Raw genomic sequence first — 18589 nt, forward strand, 5'->3', positions numbered from 1 at the left:
GGGGTCAGACGCCGAGGCACCAGCGCAGGATCGCCTTCTGCGCGTGGAGCCGGTTTTCCGCCTCGTCGAACACCACCGACTGCGGCCCGTCCATCACCGCGTCCGTCACCTCCTCGTTCCGGTGCGCGGGCAGGCAGTGCATGAACAGCGCGTCGGGTTTCGCGTGTTTCATCAGCGCCTCGTTCACCTGGTAGGGGCGCAGCTGGTTGTGGCGCCGCTCGCGGGTGGACTGGCTGTCGTGCATCGAGATCCAGGTGTCGGTGACGACGAGGTCGGCGCCCTGCACCGCGCGGACGGGATCGCGGATGATCTCGACGCTTGCGCCCTTGGCGCGGGCCTCCTCGAGGAACACGCGCTCGGGGTCGAGCGTCTCGGGCCCGCAGAAGGTGAGGTCGAAGCCGAACTGCCCCGCCGCATGGGCGAAGCTGGCGAACACGTTGTTGCCGTCGCCGCACCAGGTCACCTTGCGCCCGGCGATCGGGCCGCGGTGTTCCTCGTAGGTCAGGATGTCGGCCATGATCTGGCAGGGGTGAGTGCGGTTCGTCAGCCCGTTCACGACCGGCACGCTGGCGTGGTCGGCCATCTCCAGCAGCACGTCCTCCTCGTAGGTGCGCAGCATGATGAGGTCGACGTAGCGGCTGAGGACGCGGGCGGTGTCGGCGATGGTCTCGCCGTGGCCGAGCTGCATCTCGGAGCCGGTCAGGACCATGGTCTGCCCGCCCATCTGCCGCACGCCCATGTCGAAGGACACGCGGGTGCGGGTGGACGGCTTCTCGAAGATCAGCGCCACCATGCGCCCGGCGAGCGGCTGGTCGTCGTCGGGCGCGCCCTTGGGTCGGCCCGCGCGGGCGGATTTCATCGCCGCGGCCTGGTCGATCATGGCGCGCAGGTCGGCCGGGTCGGTCTTGTTGATGTCGAGGAAATGGGTCATCGGCGGGGCCTTTCTGCGGGCGGCGGCGAGGGGGGCTGTCTGCCCCCGTCGCCATTGTCTCTCGGACCAATGGCGCGACAATGGCGACCCCCCCGAGAGTATTTCAGAAGCAAAGATGGGGCGGGGTCAGGCGGCCGCGATCTTTCGGCTGACGGCGACGGCGGCGGTGTCGAGGCGCGCCACGCCCTCGGCGATCTCGTCCTCGGTGATGGTCAGCGCGGGCAGGATGCGCAGCACGTTTTCCGCCGCGGGCACGGTCAGGACCTGGGCGTCGTAGCCGGCGGCCACGATGTCGGTGTTGGGCGCCTTGCACTTGAGGCCCAGCATCAGGCCGGCGCCGCGGACGCCCTCGAACACGTCGGGGTGGGCGGCGACGAGGCCCTCGAGCTTCTGGCGCAGGAAGCCCGACTTGGCGCGCACCTCCTCGAGGAAGCCGTCGCGGGTGATCTCGTCCATCACGGCGGCGCCGACCGCGCAGCCGAGCGGGTTGCCGCCGTAGGTGGAGCCATGCGTGCCCGCGGTCATGCCCTTGGCGGCGTTCTCCGTCGCCAGCAGCGCGCCGATCGGGTAGCCGCCGCCGATGCCCTTGGCGACCATCATGATGTCGGGCGCGATGCCCGCCCATTCATGCGCGAAGAGCCGCCCGGTGCGGCCGACGCCGCACTGGATCTCGTCGAGGATCAGCAGGTGCCCGTGCTCGTCGCAGAGGTCGCGCAGGCCCTTGAGGCAGACATCGGGCAGGAGGCGGATGCCGCCCTCGCCCTGTAGCGGTTCGACCATGATCGCGCCGACGCTCGGGTCCCTGGCCGCCTCGCGCAGCGCGTCGTGGTCGCCGAAGGGCAGCTGCCGGAAGCCGGGCAGGAGCGGGCCGAAACCCTTGGTCAGTTTCTCGGACCCGGCGGCCGAGATCGCGGCGATGGAGCGGCCGTGGAAGGCACCCTCGAAGGTCAGGATCGTGGTGCGCTCGGGCGCGCCGCTCTCGTACCAGTATTTCCGGGCCATCTTGACGGCGAGTTCCGTCGCCTCGGTGCCGGAATTGCAGAAGAACACCGTGTCGGCGAAGGTGTGTTCCACCAGCCGGCTCGCCAGCGCCTCCTGCTCGGGGACGGTGTAGAGGTTCGAGGTGTGCCAAAGCTTGCCGGCCTGCTCGGTCAGGGCGCGGACCAGCGCGGGGTGCCCGTGGCCGAGCGCCATGACCGCGATGCCCGAGCCGAAATCGAGGAAGCGTCGCCCGTCGGCCTCGATCATCCACGAGCCCTCGCCTTTCACGAAGGACAGTTTCGACCGGTTGTAGCTCGGCAGGACAGGCGAGATCATCTCCGTCTCCCATGGGAAAAAAGGAAGGCCCTGCATTGGCGCAGGGCCACCCCCATGTCAATTCAGGAGCGGTGATGGGGTCAAGTGCCCATCTTCATGGGCGGCTACCTCAGGCGACCTCGGACAGCGAGACGCGCGGGGCGACGCCGAGGGCCGCGCAGACGTCGCGGGTCAGGTCGGGCGAGTTCAGGGTGTAGAAGTGCAGGTCCTCGACCCCGCCCTCGATCAGGTCGGTGCAGAGCTCGGTGGCGAGCGCCGTGGACAGGAGCGCCTCGCGCCCGTCGCGGGCGGCCTTGTCATAGGCCTCGTCCAGCCAGGCGGGGATCGAGGTGCCGCAGGCGGCGGCGAACTTGCGCACGCCCGACCAGCTGTTGATCGGCAGGATGCCGGGGATGATCGGCGCGGTGATGCCGGCCGCGGCGCAGGCGTCGCGGAAGCGGAAGAAGGTCTCGGCCTCGAAGAAGAACTGGGTGATGGCCGAGGACGCGCCGGCGTCGATCTTGCGCTTGAGGAAGTCGACGCAGTCCTGCATCGACGCGGCCTCGGGGTGCGGCTCGGGGTAGGCGCCCACGCGCAGGTGGAACTTGCCCGTGGCGGCCAGCGCCTCGATCAGCTCGATCGAGGAGGCGAAGCCCTCGGGATGCGCGGTGAAGCGGCCCTGGCCCTTGGGCGGGTCGCCGCGGAGCGCGACGATCTGGGTCACGCCGGCCGCGGCGTAGCTGTCGGCGATGGCCAGCGTTTCCTCGCGCGTGGCGTCGACGCAGGTGAGGTGGGCCGCGACCGCGACGCCGTAGTTGGCGTGGATCGTCTTGACCGCGTCATGGGTCAGCGCCCGCGTGGTGCCGCCCGCGCCGTAGGTCACCGACACGAAGCTGGGCGCCAGCGGCGCCAGCACGTTCAGCGTTTCCCACAGGCGGAAGGAGGCCTCGAGCGACTTGGGCGGGAAGAACTCGAAGGAGACGCGGGGGGAGGCCATGGCGATTCCGATGCTTGATGTGTCGGGATCGGATGTCGCATAGAGTGGGCCTTGCGACAAATTCATAATCCTCAAGATCAATATGAGTCTCACATGCATCTCGAGTTCCGCCACCTGAGGACGATCAAGGCGATCCACGAGGAGGGCGGGCTGGCGCGCGCGGCCGACCGGCTGCACATCACCCAGTCGGCGCTGAGCCACCAGATCAAGGGGCTGGAGGACCAGGCGGGGCTGGAGCTGTTCGTGCGGCGGTCGAAGCCGATGCGCCTGTCGGCGGCGGGGCTGAAGCTGCTCAGGCTGGCCGAAGAGGTGCTGCCGCGCATCGACGCGCTGCAGGAAGAGTTCGACTCGCTGCGGAAGGGGAAATCGGGGCGGTTGCACATCGCCATCGAGTGCCACGCCTGTTTCGACTGGCTGCTGCCGGTGCTGGAGGCGTTCCGGGTCGCCTGGCCGGACGTGGACGTCGACATCCGCCCGGGCCTCCAGTTCGAGGCGCTGCCGGCGCTGATGCGCGAGGAGGTGGACCTGGTGGTGTCCTCCGACCCCGAGAAGCTGGCCGGCGTCGATTTCACGCCGCTGTTCGACTACGAGCCCGTGTTCGTCTGCGCCGCCGACCACCCGCTGGCCGCGAAACCCTGGATCGAGGCGCAGGATTTCGTCGACCAGGCGCTGATCACCTACCCGGTGGAACGGTCGCGGCTGGACGTGTTCAGCCAGCTCCTCTTCGCCGCCGGGGTGGAGCCGAAATCGATCCGGCAGGTGGAGCTGTCGGCGGTGATCCTGCTGCTTGTCGCCTCGGGGCGCGGGGTGGCGGTGCTGCCCGACTGGGTGGTGCGGGACAGCGCGCGGCACCCCTCGCTGGTGACGCGGCGCCTGACCGAGACCGGCATCACCCGCAGGCTCTACGGCGCGACGCGGGCCGAGGATACGGGCAAACCCTTCATGGCGCAGATGCTGAAGCTGTGCCGGACCGAGCCGCCCAAGCTGCAGCGCCGCGCCTGACCCCGGCCCGCGCAACAGCCTTGCAAGGCTGTTGCCAGAGGCTTGCAAGCCTCTGGCCAATTCCTTGCAAGGAATTGGCCCCCTTGGCACGCCGGGGCGCGGGGTCTATAGGCTCGCCCCTGTCCCCGCACCCGAGGAAGTCCCGATGCAAGGCTCTGCCAACCTCAACATCATGCTCAAGGCCGCCCGCAAGGCCGGGCGCAGCCTCGTCAAGGATTTCCGCGAGGTGGAGAACCTGCAGGTCTCGGCCAAGGGCCCCGGCGATTTCGTCAGCCGCGCCGACCGCGCCGCCGAGGAGATCCTCAAGACCGAGCTGATGGAGGCGCGCCCCAACTACGGCTTCCTCGGCGAGGAAGGCACCGTGATCGAGGGCAAGGACCCGACCCGCCGCTGGATCGTCGACCCGCTCGACGGCACCACCAACTTCCTGCACGGGATGCCCCATTGGGCCGTGTCGATCGCGCTGGAGCACAAGGGCGAGATCGTCGCCGGCGTCGTCTACGACCCCGCCAAGGACGAGATGTTCTACGCCGAGAAGGGCGCCGGCTGCTGGCTCAACGACAGCCAGCGCCTGCGCGTCTCGGGCCGCACCCGCCTGATCGAGAGCGTGTTCGCCACCGGCGTGCCCTATGGCGGCGGGAAATACCTGCCCGCCACGCTGCAGGACCTGGCCCGGCTGATGCCCACCTGCGCCGGCGTCCGGCGCTGGGGCTCGGCCGCGCTCGACCTCGCCTATGTGGCCGCGGGCCGCTACGAGGGCTACTGGGAACGCGGGCTGCACGCCTGGGACATCGCCGCCGGCATCCTGCTGGTGCGCGAGGCGGGGGGCTTCGTGCAGCCGATCCGCGAGGGGCAGGACATGCTGGTGGACGGCCATGTCGTCGCCGCCGCCGAGCCGATCTTCGACCAGTTCGCCGCGATCATCCGCGACCGCGAGTGACCCGCCGGCCTATGCGCGCCGCGGCGGCACCAGCTGCTGGGCGATGCCGGCGAGCAGCAGGTAGAGCGACGTCGCCGTCACCACCCCGGTCAGGAGCGGGTTCGACGTGAACCCCGTCCAGGCGGCGCAGGCGATGGCGAAGGTCCAGACCAGCGCCACCGGCAGCGTCACCGCCTGCCAGCGCTTCGTGCGCACGGGGTGGACGAATTTCAGGTTCAGGAACTGCGCGATGCACAGCGCCACCACCAGCCCCAGGATCACCTCCCAGGGCGGCACGATGACCAGCAGCGCCAGCGTCACCATGTTCCAGCAGCCGGGAAAGCCGCGGAACGACTTGTCCTCGGTCTTCATCCGCGTGTCCGCGAAATAGAGCGCCGAGGCGAAGGGGATCAGCAGGACCACGATCCAGCCCGACCACCCCGGCAACAGACCCGAGCCGTAGAGCGCGTAGGCCGGGATCATGACGTAGGTCAGGAAGTCGATGATGAGATCGAGCAGCACCCCGTCGATCACCGGCGCGTTCTCGGTCACCGCATATTTGCGGGCCAGCGGCCCGTCGATGCCGTCGACGATGAAGGCCACGGTCAGCCAGATCGTCATCATCGCCCAGTCGTGCTGCACCGCCTCCAGCAGCGCCAGCATGGCCAGCGATGCCCCGATCGCGGTGAAAAGGTGGACGGAATAGGCCCGTTTGGTCATGCGGCTCAATTGACGGGTTCGGGATCGCTTGGCAACAGGGTCGTGACCGTTTTGTGACGTCAGGCCTTGGGGTGGGCGGCGGCGTAGACCTCCAGCAGCCGCGCGGTGTCGACGGCGGTGTAGGCCTGGGTGGTGGACAGCGAGGCGTGGCCGAGCAGCTCCTGTATGGCGCGCAGGTCGCCGCCCGCGTCCAGCAGGTGCGTGGCAAAGCTGTGGCGCAGCGCGTGCGGCGTGGCCGTGGCGGGCAGGCCCAGCTGCATCCGCGCCTGCTCCATCACCTTGGCCACCAGCCGCCCGTTCAGCGGCCCGCCCCTGATGCCGCGGAACAGCGGCGTTCCGGGCGCCAGGTCGTGCGGGCAGAGCGCCGCGTAGCGCGCCACCGCCGCCCGCGCGGCGGGCAGCACCGGCACCTCGCGCTCCTTGCCGCCCTTGCCGCGGATGCGCAGCGTGTCGGACAGGGGCAGGGCGCGGGCATCCAGCGTCAGCGCCTCGGACCGCCGCAGGCCGCAGCCGTAGAGCAGCGTCACGATCGCCACATCCCGCGCAGCCACCCAGTCGCGCGCGTCCTGTTCGCCCACCGTCTCCAGCATCCGCGCCGCGCCCTCGACCGACAGGGGGCGGGGCAGGCGGCGGCCGTGCTTCGGCGCCCGCATCGACAGCACCGGCGTCGCGTCGAAGCCCTCGCGCTCGGCCCACCAGCGGTAGAAGCCCTTGACCGCCGACAGCCGCCGCGCCAGCGACCGCGATCCGACGCCGCGGTCGCGCTGGGCGGCCATCCAGGCCCGCATGTCGGACGCCGTCAGGCCGCGCAGCGCGGCGGGCCCCAGCGTCTCGCCCGCGTGCCGGGCCTGGAAGTCGAGGAAATCGGCCAGGTCGCGCCCGTAGGCGTCGACCGTGGCGTCGGAGGCCGCGCGCAGGCTGGCCAGCGTCGTCAGCCAGCCCTGCATCAGGTCGCGCAGCGCGGGGCTGAGCGCGAGGCTCATCTCAGTCGAGCCAGCGCCGCATCAGCCGCTCGAACACGCCGGCAAAGAAGGTCAAAAGGTCGGTGCCCTGGCTCGGGCGGAACTGGTGCGGGTCTTCCGCGCCCATCACCAGCATCGCCGGCAGACGCCCGCGCCCGAGGTCGAGCACCAGGAGCGCCTCGGACTTGATCCAGTCCGCATCGGCCCCGAAGATCAACGCGCTGCCGTCGCCCACCTGCCGCAGCGTGACCTGCCGGTGCGGCACCGGCCGGCCGCCCGTGACGTAGCCCTCGACGAAGCCGGGCGCGACGATGGTCAGCACGTCCTCCAGCTTCTGCACATGGGGCGCGGCGGTGGCCGTCGCCTCGGGGCTTTCCAGCACCAGACGGATGCGGTCGACCCTGAGGGTGGCGGCCACGTCGGTCGCCAGCACCTTGAGGAACCCCGTGAACTCGCCCTGGTCCAGCAGCCGCAGGATCGCCCGGTGGATCTGGTTGGTCCCCGCCAGGTTCTCGTAGGCCGCGGCGATGACCGAGCGGTGGGTGTCCTCCAGCCGGTCGAGCCGGTTTTCCAGCCGCTCCATCGCGATGCCGCGCATGTCGACGATGTTGCCGCCCATCTGGCGGTCGTTCGCCGCGATCAGCGCGCGCATCAGGTCGCGGTCGTCGAGGATCAGGTCGGGATCGGCAAGGATCCGGTCCCGCCAGTCGTCCAGGTCGTAGGATGCAAGGTCTTGGGCTTCAACGCTGCTCACGGGGCTTGCCTCTTGGTGCTCTTTTTCGTGTTCCCGCGACCTTACACCAAGGTTACAGGATTTTCTGCCCCGTTTTTGCCCAATCCTTCAGGAACCCGTCCAGCCCCTTGTCCGTCAGCGGGTGGGCGGCCATGGATTTGATCACGCTGGGTGGCGCGGTGGCCACATCGGCACCGATCAGGGCGGCCTGTTTCATGTGGTTCAGCGTGCGGATCGAGGCTGTGAGGATCTCTGTGGAGAAATCGTAATTATCGTAGATCTCCCGGATCTCGGCGATCAGTTCCATGCCGTCGAGGTTGATATCGTCCAAGCGCCCCACGAAGGGCGAGATGAAGGTCGCGCCGGCCTTGGCCGCCAGCAGCGCCTGGTTCGCCGTGAAGCACAGGGTCACGTTCACCATGCGCCCCTCGCCGGTCAGCACCTTGCAGGCCTTCAGCCCTTCCCAGGTCAGCGGCACCTTGATGGTGATATTGTCGGCGATCTTGGCGAGCTCCCGGCCCTCGGCGATCATGCCGTCGGCGTCCAGCGCCACCGTTTCGGCCGACACCGGCCCCGGGATCATCTCGCAGATCTCGCGGGTCACTTCCTTGATGTCGCGTCCCGACTTGGCGATCAGCGACGGGTTCGTCGTCACGCCATCGACCATGCCGAGCTCGTGCAGCTCGCGGATCGCGTCCACGTCGGCGGTATCCACAAAGAATTTCATCTGCGCCCTTCCTTTCCATCGGTGGTCATGGTGAGTTGCGGGCCTTCTACCGCAGCGACCCCCGGGCGTGAAGGCATGAGCGACAGCTATTTCGAGGAAGGCAGCCTCGTCGGCGTCCTGACGCCCGAGCCGCTGGACCGGGTGCTGGACTACCGCGCGCCCGAGGGCGGCTGCTGGCTCGGGGCCTTCGTCGAGGTGCCGCTGGGCCCGCGCCGCGTGCTGGGCGTGGTCTGGGGGCCGGGGCGCGGCGACTGGGATCCCTCCAAGGTCCGCGCCGTCTCCCGCGTGCTCGACGCCGCGCCGATGCGCGAGGAACTGCGGGTGTTCCTCGAACGCGCGGGCGCCTACACGCTGACGCCGCTGTCGCAGATGCTGCGGCTGGCCACCCGCGTGCCGGGCCTCAGCGACCCGCCGTCGATGCGCAAGATCTACCGGCTGGGGCAGGGGGCGCCCGACCGCCTGACCGACGCGCGCCGCCGCGTGATCGACACGCTGGTCGAATACGGCGGCCTCGGCTTCACGCTCAAGGAACTGGCCGACCTCGCGGGCGTCACCCCCTCGGTGGTCAAGGGCCTCGCGCAGCAGGGCGCGGTCGAGGAGGCGGACACCCCCCGCGACGCGCCGTTCCTGCCGCTCGACCCCGACCTGCCCGGCAAGGCCCTGACCGGCGACCAGTCCGCCGCCGCCGACAGCCTGCGGCAGGCGGTGCGAAGCGGTCGCTACGGAACCACGCTGCTGAAGGGCGTCACCGGGTCGGGCAAGACCGAGGTCTACCTCGAGGCGGTCGCCGAAACCCTGCGCGTGGGCCGGCAAGCCCTTGTCCTGCTTCCTGAAATCGCGCTCACCTCAGAGTTCCTGACCCGCGTCGAGGCGCGGTTCGGCGCGCGGCCCGCCGAATGGCATTCGGGCGTGACGATGACCGAACGCCGCCGGGCGTGGAAGATGATCGGGCAGGGCGACGCGCAGCTGGTGGTCGGCGCGCGGTCGGCCCTGTTCCTGCCCTTCCGCGACCTCGGCCTGATCGTCGTCGACGAGGAACACGACAGCTCCTACAAGCAGGAGGAGGGGGCGCTCTACAACGCCCGCGACATGGCCGTGCTGCGCGCCTCGCTCACCTCGGCGCAGGTGGTGCTGGCCTCGGCCACCCCGTCGCTGGAAACCTGGGCCAATGCCGAGGCCGGCAAATACGCCCGCCTCGACCTGACCGCCCGTTTCGGCGAGGCCGTGCTGCCCGAGATGCGCGCCATCGACATGCGCGCCGAGGACCTGCCGGGGCAGGCCTGGATCTCGCCCACCCTGCAATCAGAGGTCGGCCGCCGCCTGCAGCAGGGCGAACAGGCGCTCCTGTTCCTCAACCGCCGCGGCTATGCGCCCGTGACCCTCTGCCGGGCCTGCGGGGCGCAGGTGGGCTGCGACCATTGCGACGCGCGGATGGTGGAACACCGGTTCCAGAAACGCCTCGTCTGCCACCAGTGCGGCGAGACGAAGCCCCTGCCCACCGCCTGTCCGGCCTGCGGGGTGGAGGGCAAGATGGCCGCCGTCGGCCCCGGCGTCGAACGCATCGCCGAGGAGGCCGCGCGCGTCTTTCCCGACGCGAAGCTGGCGATCCTCAGTTCCGACCTGTTCGGCTCCGCCCGCGCGCTCAAGGCCCAGATCGAGGAGATCGCGCAGGGCGAGACCGACATCATCATCGGCACGCAGCTGGTCGCCAAGGGCCACAACTTTCCCCGGCTGACGCTGGTGGGCGTGATCGACGCCGACCTCGGCCTGCAGGGCAGCGACCTGCGCGCCGCCGAGCGCACCTTTCAGCTGATGCGGCAGGTCTCGGGCCGGGCGGGCCGGGCCGAGGCGCGGGGCCTGGCGTTGTTGCAGACCTTCCAGCCCGAGCACCCGGTGATCCGCGCGATCCTGTCGGGCGACGAGGAGGGGTTCTGGCGCGCCGAGGCCGCGGAACGCGAGGCGACCGGAATGCCCCCCTATGGCCGGCTGGCCGGCATCATCGTCACCGCCGACGAGGCGGCGGCCGCCTTCGACCTCGGCACGCAGCTTGCGCGCAACGATGCCCCCCTGCGCGAGATCGGCGCCCTGGTCTACGGCCCCGCGCCCGCCCCCATCGCGCGGGTCCGCGGCAAGCACCGGGTGCGCCTTCTGGTCAAGGCGCCCAAGGGCGCGCCCCTGCAGGCGGCCATCGCCCGCTGGCTGGCGCCGGTCAGGACATCGGCAAAGCTCCGCCTCGCGGTCGATATCGACCCGCAAAGCTTCTACTGATTGCGGTTTTCTCGGGCGGAGAACCCCGCTAGAGAAACCCGACCAGACCAGACCCCGGTGCACCCCATGTCCGCTCCGATCCGTCCGCAGCCCGGCATCCTCGACATCGCCCTCTACCAGGGCGGCCAGTCCGCGCTGGAAGGCGTGGCCCATCCGCTGAAGCTGAGTTCCAACGAGAACCCCTTCGGCCCGTCCCCCGCCGCGCTCGAAGCCATGGCCCGCGCGCTGCCCGACAGCCACCGCTACCCGTCCACCGACCACGCCAGCCTGCGCGCCGCCATCGCCGAGGTCGAGGGGCTGGACGAAGGCCGCATCGTCTGCGGCGTCGGCTCCGACGAGATCATCCATTTCCTCTGCCAGGCCTATGCCGGGCCGGGGACCGAGGTGCTGCACACCGCCCACGGCTTCGCCATGTATCGCATCAGCGCGCTGGCCGCGGGCGCGACGCCCGTCGAGGTGCCCGAGCGCGACCGCGTGGTCGACGTCGACGCCATCCTGAACCGCGTCGGGCCCGACACGCGGCTGGTGTTCATCGCCAACCCCGCCAACCCCACCGGCACCTTCCTGCCCATGGAGGAGATCACGCGGCTGGCCGACGGGCTGCCCGAGACCTGCCTGCTGGTGCTCGACGGCGCCTATGCCGAGTTCGCCGAGGGCTACGACGGCGGCGCGGCGCTCGTCGACCAGCGCGAGACCGTCGTGATGACCCGCACCTTCTCCAAGGCCTATGGTCTGGGCGGCCTGCGCGTCGGCTACGGCTATGCGCCGCGGGACATCGTGGACGTGCTGAACCGCATCCGCGGCCCCTTCAACCTGTCGGGCGTGGCGCTGGCCGGCGCCGAGGCCGCGATCCGCGACCGCGCCTGGGTCGCCGAATGCATCCGCGTCAACGCCGCCGAGCGCGCCCGTCTGACGGGGGGCCTGCGCCAGCTCGGGATCGGCTGCGACGACAGCGCGGCGAATTTCGTGCTGGCCCGCTTCGCCGACCCGGCCGAGGCGCTGGCCGTCGACACCCACCTGAAATCGCGGGGGATCATCGTGCGCCACCCGAAATCCTACGGCTTCCCCGAGGCCCTTCGCATCACCGTCGGCCGGCCCGAGGACACCGCGCGCGTGCTCGACGCGCTGGCCAGTTTCCGGGGGGCGGCATGAGCGTGATCTACACCCGCGTCGCCCTGATCGGCCTCGGCCTCATCGCCGGGTCCATGGCCCACGCCATGCGCCGCGCGGGGCTCGCGGGCGAGATCACCGGCTATGCCCGCTCGGCCGACACCCGCGCCGTGGCGCGCGAGATCGGGCTCTGCGACCGCATCACCGACACCGTGGCCGAGGCCGTCGCGGGCGCCGACCTGGTCGTGCTCTGCGTGCCCGTGGGCGCGATGGGCGCGGTCGCCGAGGAAATCGCCCCGCATCTCGCCCCCGGCGCCACCGTCACCGATGTCGGCTCGGTCAAGCGCGACGTCATCACCCAGGTCGGCCCGCACATCCCCGCGGGCGTGCATTTCGTGCCCGGCCACCCGCTGGCCGGCACGGAACATTCCGGCCCCCGCTCCGGTTTCGCCGAGCTGTTCGACAACCGCTACGTCCTGCTGACGCCCGAGCCGGGCACCGACGCGGACGCCATCGCCCGGCTTCGCGCGCTGTGGGAAGGCTGCGGCGCCAAGGTCGAGGAGATGGACGCCGACCACCACGACCTCGTGCTGGCCGTCACCTCGCACACCCCGCACCTGATCGCCTACACCATGGTGGGCGTGGCCGACGACCTGCGCCGCGTGACCGACAGCGAGGTCATCAAGTATTCCGCCGCCGGTTTCCGCGACTTCACCCGCATCGCGGCGTCGGACCCGACCATGTGGCGCGACGTGTTCCTGACCAACAAGGACGCGACGCTGGAGATCCTCGGCCGCTTCACCGAGGAGCTTTTCGCGCTGCAGCGCGCGATCCGCACCGGCGACGGCGACCATCTGCACGCCTATTTCACCCGCACCCGCGCGATCCGGCGCGGCATCATCGAGGCCGGGCAGGACACCGACGCCCCCGACTTCGGCCGCGTCCAGCGCAAGCGCGAGACGCCCGCCACGTGAGGCGGGGGGCGGCATATGTCGCGGCACTGGCGGGGCTTCTCTGCGCCCTGTCCGCGGCGGCCGATGCGCCCGACCGATCCCCCCGGCCCGACCTTCGGCCCGGCCCCGCCGCGGCCCCGGTTGCGGCCGCGCCCGCCCCCGTCACGGCCGACCCCGCCGCCGACGTCCAGCCCGGGGTCGCCCGCGTCGTGGTGACCGCCACCGCGCTCGCGCCCCGCGCGTCCCTGCGCCCCGCGGGCCGCCCCGGCAGCGGCATCGCCGAGCCGGAGCCGGCACCCGCCGCCGTGGCCGCCGTCGCCCCGCCGCCCGCGATCGAACGGCGCGGGCTCTTCGGTGGCATCTTCCGCCCGCAGGACCAGCCCCGGCCCGGCGTCCCCGCCGTCGCCGGCACTTTCGCCGCCGACCGTTCGCCGCGCCCCGAGGTCCGCCCGGACGGCCTGGAACAGCGCGTGCGCGCCGCCGCCACCCGCCAGACCCCCAGCCGCGTCGCCCAGTCGGGCACGCGCGGCGCGCTCTGCGGGGTGCCGGGGCTGGTGGGCGACCGGCTGGAGCCGATCACCGGCCGCATCAGCGGCTGCGGCGTGGCCGACCCCGTCCGCCTGCGCGAGGTCGACGGCATCGCCCTGTCGACGCCCGCCACCGTCAACTGCCAGACCGCCCGCGCCCTGCAGGAATGGGTGCAGCGCAGCCTCGTGCCCACGGTCGGCCGGCGCGGCGGCGGGGTCTCGTCGCTGCGCGTGGTGGCCTCCTACGCCTGCCGGACCCGCAACAACCAGGCGGGCGCGCGGATTTCCGAGCACGGGCGCGGCAACGCCATCGACATCGCGGGCATTGGCCTCGCCAACGGCACCGAGCTGACCGTGCTGGGCGGCTGGCGCGACAACCGCACCGGGCCGATCCTGCGCGAGCTGCACCGCGGCGCCTGCGGGCCCTTCGGCACCGTGCTGGGGCCGAACTCGGACCGCTTCCACCAGGACCACCTGCATTTCGACACGGCGTCCTACCGGTCGGGGCCCTACTGCCGCTGACGGCTAGCGCAGCCGCAGCCGCGGCCCCTCGCCGATCGGCAGCGGCCCGAGGTAGAGGAACCCGTCCGCCATCCGCAGCGTCACGTCGAGGTCCTCGGCCCGCCCCGACAGGCCCGACAGGAACCCCAGCGCCCGTTCCGCCGCGCGCCGCGCCGTCTCGGTCAGGAGCCCGCCGCGTTCCGCCATCGCCAGCATTTCGGGCCAGTTCTCGGCCCGGATCGCCACCTCGCCCGTGGGCCGCCCCTCGGCGTCCACGTCCACCGTCCCCGACATCCGCAGCATCAGCGTGCCCCACTCGGCCCGCGCCTCGGACAGCTCGATGCGCACCGGCTGCGGCCGCGACACCTCGATCGCCGACAGGTCCCAGCGCCGGTCGAAGGTGACGACCGCGTCCGACCGCACCACCGGGATCGCCGCGGGCAGTACGCCGGCGGGGTCGAGCGCGCGGGCGACATCCTCGGGCGGGGTCAGCTCGGTCGCCTCGAAGCGGAGGCTGTAGGTCGCCTCGGTCCCCTCCTGCCGCAGCATCTCGATCCGCCCCGCGGCCAGGTGCGCGCGCCAGCCCAGCGTGCTGTCCACGCTCAGGTCGCGCATCCGCGTCTCGGAGGCGTCGAGCGCCAGCTGCGCCGCCGGCTGCACGTCCAGCACCGCGGCCAGCTCGGCCGCCCGGATCGTCAGCCGCTCGAAGGGCGAGGCCAGCGCGTGCTCGGCGGGCCAGACCGCCTCCATCCGCGACAGGTCCCAGGCCGCCTGCCGCACCGTGAAGACCGGCGCCGACCACACCAGCCCGGTGGCCGGATCGGCCAGCGACAGCCCGTCGAACCGTGTCACGAAGGCGGTGGGGAAGCCGCCGACCGACACCGCCTCGCGCGTGACCACCCAGCCCTCGGCCTCGCGCGCGTCGAGCCAGGCCACCACCGTGCGCTCGGTCAGCATGGCCCAGCCGACCCACGCCGCCGCGGCCAGCGCCAGACCCCCCACCAGACCGCCCAACAGCCGTTTCATCCCGCCGATCCCCTATCCTCCGCGCGCGCGCCCCGCTATAGCCGCCCTGCGCGCGGCTGACCATGCAGGAGGCGACAGGACGGCGAATGGGCGATCTCTGGGTCTTCGGCTACGGCTCGCTCCTGTGGAACCCGGGCTTTCCGGTGGCCGAGCGGCGCGTGGCGCGGCTCCACGACTGGCACCGCAGCTTCTGCATGTCGTCGATCCACCACCGCGGCACGCCCGAGGCGCCGGGGCTGGTGCTGGCGCTCGACGCCAAGCCGGGCGCGGTGTGCCACGGCCTCGCCTTCCGCGTCGCGCCCGAGCACGCCGAGGCGACCGTCCTCTACCTGCGCGAACGCGAGCTGATCTCGTCGGCCTATCTCGAGACCCGGCAGGAGATCGCCTTTGCCGACGGCGGCGGGCAGGGCGACGTGCTGACCTACGTCATCGACCCCGACCACGAGCAATACCGCGGCGACCTCAGCCTCGAGGACCAGGCCCGCATCATCGCCGATGCCGTCGGCGGCCGCGGGCCCAACGACGAATACCTCGAGAACACCGCGCTGCACCTGCACGAGCTGGGCCTGCCCGACCCCGACCTCGACTGGCTGCTCGACCGCGTCCGCCAGCTCAAGGGACGCTGACGGCCACGCGGCATTGCGGCATTGGCTTATGCCGCCAGCGCCTGTAGATTGCCGCCCACAAGGCAAGAACCGGGCCGGAGCCATGGCGAGCAGACCAGACACGGGCGCCGAGGCGCGCGCCCCGCGGATCACCCGACCGACCCAGCAGATCGTGCTGATGCTGATCATCTGCGCCGCCGTCGCGGCGGGCGCGGTGCTGATCTGGCCGCGGGTCCAGCCGGTGTTCCTGTCCTCGCCCTTCCTGAACGGCACCATCGGCGTCGTGTTCGTGGTGGGCGTGCTCGCCTGCTTCTTCCAGGTGTTCCAGCTGTTCTCGTCGATCACCTGGATCGAGGCCATCGCCAGCGGCGCCCCGCAGGATCCCGGCGACGGCCCGCCGCGCCTTCTGGCTGCCATGACCGGGATCGCGCGGGTGCGCGGCAGCCGGATGCAGGTCACCGGGCCCGCGGCGCGGTCGATCCTCGATTCCGTCGGTGCGCGGATGGAGGAAAGCCGCGACATCACCCGCTACATCGGCAACCTGCTGATCTTCCTCGGGCTTCTCGGCACCTTCTTCGGCCTCGCCACGACCGTTCCGGCGGTGGTCGACACCATCCGCTCGCTGCAGCCGACCGAGGGCGAGGAGGGGATGGCCGTGTTCGGCCGGCTGATGAACGGGCTCGAGGACCAGCTGGGCGGCATGGGCACGGCCTTTGCCTCGTCGCTGCTCGGGCTGGCCGGGTCGCTGGTCGTGGGCCTTCTGGAGCTTTACGCCGGTCATGGCCAGAACCGGTTCTACCGCGAGCTGGAGGAATGGCTGGCCTCGATCACGCGCGTCAGCTTCGCCAGCGGCGAGGGCGAGGGGGGCGGTGTCGACCGCACCGCCATCGCCACGGTGCTCGACCACATGGTCGACCAGATGGAGACGCTGCAGTCGCTGTTTTCCCGCGCCGAGACCCGCCGCGCCGAGACCGAGGCGCGCCTGGTGCAGCTGACCGCCGCCGTCGGGGCGCTGACCGACAAGCTCGGCCCCGGCCCGGTCGAGGCGACCGAACGCCTGGCCGCCGCGCAGGAACGGCTGTCCGAGGTGCTGGAGGCCGGACAGTCCACGGGCGGCATCGACGAGGAAAGCCGGATGCGCCTGCGCTCGATCGACGTGCAGCTGCTGAAGATCTACGAGGATCTGGGCGCCACCCGCGACGCCGAAATCCAGCTGTTGCGCGCCGACATCACCGACCTGACCCAGGCGCTGCGCGACCTCGTCGCCGCCGCCCGCGCGCCCGCCCGCCAGCCGCGCGCCGCGGCGCCTCGGCCCGTCACCCCCCCGGCGCCGGGCGGGGAGTGACGCGCGATGGCCTTCCAGCGCCGCGCCGGAAACCGCTTCTCCGCCTCGATCTGGCCGGGCTTCGTCGACGCGATCACCTCGCTCCTGATGGTGATGATCTTCGTGCTGACGATCTTCATGGTCGTGCAGTTCGTCCTGTCCGAGGAGATCACCAGCCAGGATGACGAGCTGAACGCGCTGAACGCGCAGCTGAACGCGCTGTCCGAGGCGCTGGGGCTGGAGGAGGCGCGCGCCGCCGCGCTGGAAAGCCGGGTCGCTACCCTGTCGGGCTCGCTCGCCGGCGCCCAGGACGAGATCGCGGCCCAGGCCGCGCTGATCGGGTCGCTGACCGCCGAGGCCGAGGCGCAGGCCGCCCGCATCGCCGATTTCGAGGCGCAGGTCGCCTCGCTCATCGCGGCCAACACCGAGCTATCGGCCGAACGCGACGCCACCGCCGCCGAACTGGCCCAAAGCCTGTCGGCCGCCGAGGCGCTGCAGCTGGCGCTGGCCACCGCGCGGTCCGAGATCGACGCGGCCGCCGAGGAAGCCCGCCTTGCCGCCGCCCGCCGCGCCGCGCTGGAGGCGCTGATCGCCGACCTGGAGACCGAGCGCGACACGCAGGCGAGTACCATCGCGTCGCTCGAGGCGCAGCTGTCCGAGGAGGAGGCCGGGCGGCTGGCCGAGGCCGCCGCGGCGGAGCTGCTGCGCCAGCGCCTGCAGGACGCCGACGCCGAGCTGACCGCGATGACGCTGGCGCTTGAGGAACAGCGCCGCCGCGCCGAGGAGACGCTGACGCTGCTGGCCGCGGCCCGCGCCGCCGAGCAGGATCTCACGACCCGCCTTGCCGCCGCGCTGGCCGCCACCGAGGGCCGGGCCGACCTCGAGGCGCAGCTCGCCGCCGCCGAGGCCGAGGCCGCCCGGCTGGAGGCCGAGGCCGGGGACACCGCCCGCAGCCTGACCGAGGCCGAACAGGCCCTCGCCCTCGCGCTGGCCCGGATCGAAAGCGCCGAGGCCAGCGCCGCCGCGCGGCTGGCCGAGCTGCAGGCCCGCATCGCCGCGCTGGAGGCCGAGGCCGCCGCCCAGGCCGACACCGCGACCAGCCGCGGCACCGAGCTTGCGACGCTGCAGCAGCAGCTGGAGGACGCGCTGTCCGCCCGCCTTGCCGCCGAAGCCGCCAGCGCCGAGGCCCTGACCGAAGCCGAGCGCCGCGCCGCGCTGCTGGCCGAGGCCAACCGCAACATGGAAACCGCCGAGGCCGCCTCGGCCGAAAGCCAGCGGCAGGTCGCGCTCCTGAACGAACAGGTCGCGGCGCTCCGCCAGCAGCTCGGCGTGCTGCAGGCGCTGCTCGATGACGCCGCCGAAAGGGACGCCGCCGCCGAGGTGCAGATCGCCACCCTCGGCGCGCAGCTGAACGCCGCGCTGGCGCGGGTCGCCTCGGAGCAGCGCCTGCTGGCCGCCGAACAGAGCCGCGTGGCCGAGTTCGAGGCCGCCGAGGCCGCCCGCCTCGCCGCCGAGGCGCAGGAGCTGGAGCGCTACCGGTCCGAGTTCTTCGGCCGCCTGCGGGAGCTGCTGGAAGGCCGCGAGGGTGTGCGGATCGAGGGCGACCGCTTCGTCTTTTCCTCCGAGGTGCTGTTCGAGGTGGGCTCGGCCGACCTTGCGCCCGAGGGGCTGGACCAGATCCGCAACGTGGCCGAGCTCCTGTCCGAGATCGCGGACGACATTCCCGACACCATCGACTGGATCGTCCGCGTCGACGGCCACACCGACGACCAGCAGATCCGGCCCGGCGGCGCCTTCGGCTCGAACTGGGAACTGAGCCAGGCGCGCGCCCTGTCGGTCGTGCTCTACATGTCCGAGCAGCTGGGCTTTCCCCCCGACCGGCTGGCGCCCACGGGGTTCGGGGAATTCAGCCCCATCGCCTCGAACGCCACTGCCGAGGGCCGGGCGCAGAACCGCCGGATCGAGCTGAAGCTGACCGAGCGCTGAGC

The 18589-nt window shown here is 71.7% G+C and carries 17 protein-coding genes; 9 read left to right on the forward strand and 8 right to left on the reverse strand.

All coding sequences use genetic code 11. The features are described 5' to 3' along the window. Positions 1 to 4: 4 nt before the first annotated feature. The 3 genes from argF to metF all read right to left on the reverse strand — a co-directional run bounded on the left by argF (position 5) and on the right by metF (position 3224). Entirely contained in the window at positions 5 to 931 is a 927-nt protein-coding gene (argF, locus tag HCU73_RS06425) for an ornithine carbamoyltransferase (RefSeq protein ID WP_168622607.1), read from the reverse strand. Between the two features lie 126 nt (positions 932 to 1057). After that, on the reverse strand, positions 1058 to 2248 hold the full coding sequence (locus HCU73_RS06430) for an aspartate aminotransferase family protein (protein WP_168622608.1): 1191 nt from the start codon (positions 2246 to 2248) through the stop codon (positions 1058 to 1060). Positions 2249 to 2357: 109 nt separating this feature from the next. Then, positions 2358 to 3224, reverse strand: a complete 867-nt coding sequence (gene metF / locus HCU73_RS06435) for a methylenetetrahydrofolate reductase [NAD(P)H] (RefSeq protein ID WP_168622609.1) — start codon at positions 3222 to 3224, stop codon at positions 2358 to 2360. A 93-nt stretch (positions 3225 to 3317) separates the two neighbouring features. Between metF and HCU73_RS06440 the strand changes: the two genes are divergently transcribed. Beyond that, positions 3318 to 4226, forward strand: coding sequence for a LysR family transcriptional regulator (locus tag HCU73_RS06440; RefSeq protein ID WP_168622610.1), 909 nt, complete (start codon positions 3318 to 3320; stop codon positions 4224 to 4226). A gap of 145 nt (positions 4227 to 4371) precedes the next feature. Beyond that, positions 4372 to 5166, forward strand: coding sequence for an inositol monophosphatase family protein (locus tag HCU73_RS06445; RefSeq protein ID WP_168622611.1), 795 nt, complete (start codon positions 4372 to 4374; stop codon positions 5164 to 5166). A gap of 9 nt (positions 5167 to 5175) precedes the next feature. Here HCU73_RS06445 and HCU73_RS06450 read toward each other — a convergent pair whose 3' ends face one another. From HCU73_RS06450 to fsa, 4 genes are read right to left on the reverse strand one after another with little or no spacing between them, the layout of a single operon-like run. Further along, positions 5176 to 5865: a CDP-alcohol phosphatidyltransferase family protein gene (locus tag HCU73_RS06450; RefSeq protein ID WP_168622612.1), complete on the reverse strand. Its 690-nt coding sequence runs from the start codon at positions 5863 to 5865 to the stop codon at positions 5176 to 5178. Between the two features lie 59 nt (positions 5866 to 5924). Beyond that, the gene (locus HCU73_RS06455; protein ID WP_168622613.1) at positions 5925 to 6848 is read right to left on the reverse strand and encodes a tyrosine recombinase XerC; all 924 of its coding nucleotides are present in this window, start codon (positions 6846 to 6848) and stop codon (positions 5925 to 5927) included. Position 6849: 1 nt separating this feature from the next. After that, entirely contained in the window at positions 6850 to 7581 is a 732-nt protein-coding gene (locus HCU73_RS06460) for a DUF484 family protein (protein WP_168622614.1), read from the reverse strand. A gap of 52 nt (positions 7582 to 7633) precedes the next feature. After that, positions 7634 to 8287 carry a fructose-6-phosphate aldolase gene (fsa, locus tag HCU73_RS06465; protein WP_168622615.1) on the reverse strand — a complete coding sequence of 218 codons (654 nt, stop codon included), beginning with the start codon at positions 8285 to 8287 and terminating at the stop codon, positions 7634 to 7636. A gap of 75 nt (positions 8288 to 8362) precedes the next feature. Between fsa and HCU73_RS06470 the strand changes: the two genes are divergently transcribed. The 4 genes from HCU73_RS06470 to HCU73_RS06485 all read left to right on the forward strand — a co-directional run bounded on the left by HCU73_RS06470 (position 8363) and on the right by HCU73_RS06485 (position 13667). After that, positions 8363 to 10555, forward strand: a complete 2193-nt coding sequence (locus HCU73_RS06470; protein WP_168622616.1) for a primosomal protein N' — start codon at positions 8363 to 8365, stop codon at positions 10553 to 10555. A gap of 66 nt (positions 10556 to 10621) precedes the next feature. Continuing rightward, a complete protein-coding gene (gene hisC, locus HCU73_RS06475) occupies positions 10622 to 11707 on the forward strand; it encodes a histidinol-phosphate transaminase (protein ID WP_168622617.1) in 1086 nt (361 codons plus the stop codon). Then, positions 11704 to 12639 (forward strand): prephenate/arogenate dehydrogenase family protein, encoded by a 936-nt coding sequence (locus HCU73_RS06480; protein ID WP_168622618.1) that lies wholly within the window; start codon positions 11704 to 11706, stop codon positions 12637 to 12639. The genes hisC and HCU73_RS06480 overlap by 4 nt, the downstream gene beginning before the upstream one ends. Next, the gene (locus HCU73_RS06485; protein WP_168622619.1) at positions 12636 to 13667 is read left to right on the forward strand and encodes an extensin family protein; all 1032 of its coding nucleotides are present in this window, start codon (positions 12636 to 12638) and stop codon (positions 13665 to 13667) included. Before HCU73_RS06480 ends, HCU73_RS06485 begins: the two co-directional genes overlap by 4 nt. 3 nt (positions 13668 to 13670) lie before the next feature. Here the strand turns inward: HCU73_RS06485 and HCU73_RS06490 are convergent, their stop codons facing one another. Continuing rightward, positions 13671 to 14672, reverse strand: a complete 1002-nt coding sequence (locus HCU73_RS06490; RefSeq protein WP_168622620.1) for a DUF2125 domain-containing protein — start codon at positions 14670 to 14672, stop codon at positions 13671 to 13673. Between the two features lie 86 nt (positions 14673 to 14758). On the opposite strand from HCU73_RS06490, the gene HCU73_RS06495 reads away from it, so the two are divergent. From HCU73_RS06495 to HCU73_RS06505, 3 genes are all read left to right on the forward strand, one after another. Continuing rightward, entirely contained in the window at positions 14759 to 15298 is a 540-nt protein-coding gene (locus tag HCU73_RS06495) for a gamma-glutamylcyclotransferase (RefSeq protein WP_168622621.1), read from the forward strand. A gap of 82 nt (positions 15299 to 15380) precedes the next feature. Further along, a complete protein-coding gene (locus HCU73_RS06500) occupies positions 15381 to 16622 on the forward strand; it encodes a biopolymer transporter ExbB (RefSeq protein WP_168622622.1) in 1242 nt (413 codons plus the stop codon). 6 nt (positions 16623 to 16628) lie between these two features. Beyond that, the gene (locus tag HCU73_RS06505; protein ID WP_168622623.1) at positions 16629 to 18587 is read left to right on the forward strand and encodes a peptidoglycan -binding protein; all 1959 of its coding nucleotides are present in this window, start codon (positions 16629 to 16631) and stop codon (positions 18585 to 18587) included. Positions 18588 to 18589: the final 2 nt, after the last annotated feature.

It is taken from the genome of Roseicyclus persicicus, from assembly GCF_012395815.1.
In the GTDB taxonomy this organism is placed as follows: Bacteria; Pseudomonadota; Alphaproteobacteria; order Rhodobacterales; family Rhodobacteraceae; genus Roseicyclus; species Roseicyclus persicicus.

Bases quoted from the DNA above. Each gene is read 5' to 3' on its own strand.
- argF (WP_168622607.1), bottom strand. From the start codon at position 931: ATGACCCATTTCCTCGACATCAACAAGACCGACCCGGCCGACCTGCGC.
- HCU73_RS06430 (WP_168622608.1), bottom strand. From the start codon at position 2,248: ATGATCTCGCCTGTCCTGCCGAGCTACAACCGGTCGAAACTGTCCTTC.
- metF (WP_168622609.1), bottom strand. From the start codon at position 3,224: ATGGCCTCCCCCCGCGTCTCCTTCGAGTTCTTCCCGCCCAAGTCGCTC.
- HCU73_RS06440 (WP_168622610.1), top strand. From the start codon at position 3,318: ATGCATCTCGAGTTCCGCCACCTGAGGACGATCAAGGCGATCCACGAG.
- HCU73_RS06445 (WP_168622611.1), top strand. From the start codon at position 4,372: ATGCAAGGCTCTGCCAACCTCAACATCATGCTCAAGGCCGCCCGCAAG.
- HCU73_RS06450 (WP_168622612.1), bottom strand. From the start codon at position 5,865: ATGACCAAACGGGCCTATTCCGTCCACCTTTTCACCGCGATCGGGGCA.
- HCU73_RS06455 (WP_168622613.1), bottom strand. From the start codon at position 6,848: ATGAGCCTCGCGCTCAGCCCCGCGCTGCGCGACCTGATGCAGGGCTGG.
- fsa (WP_168622615.1), bottom strand. From the start codon at position 8,287: ATGAAATTCTTTGTGGATACCGCCGACGTGGACGCGATCCGCGAGCTG.
- HCU73_RS06470 (WP_168622616.1), top strand. From the start codon at position 8,363: ATGAGCGACAGCTATTTCGAGGAAGGCAGCCTCGTCGGCGTCCTGACG.
- hisC (WP_168622617.1), top strand. From the start codon at position 10,622: ATGTCCGCTCCGATCCGTCCGCAGCCCGGCATCCTCGACATCGCCCTC.
- HCU73_RS06480 (WP_168622618.1), top strand. From the start codon at position 11,704: ATGAGCGTGATCTACACCCGCGTCGCCCTGATCGGCCTCGGCCTCATC.
- HCU73_RS06490 (WP_168622620.1), bottom strand. From the start codon at position 14,672: ATGAAACGGCTGTTGGGCGGTCTGGTGGGGGGTCTGGCGCTGGCCGCG.
- HCU73_RS06495 (WP_168622621.1), top strand. From the start codon at position 14,759: ATGGGCGATCTCTGGGTCTTCGGCTACGGCTCGCTCCTGTGGAACCCG.
- HCU73_RS06500 (WP_168622622.1), top strand. From the start codon at position 15,381: ATGGCGAGCAGACCAGACACGGGCGCCGAGGCGCGCGCCCCGCGGATC.
- HCU73_RS06505 (WP_168622623.1), top strand. From the start codon at position 16,629: ATGGCCTTCCAGCGCCGCGCCGGAAACCGCTTCTCCGCCTCGATCTGG.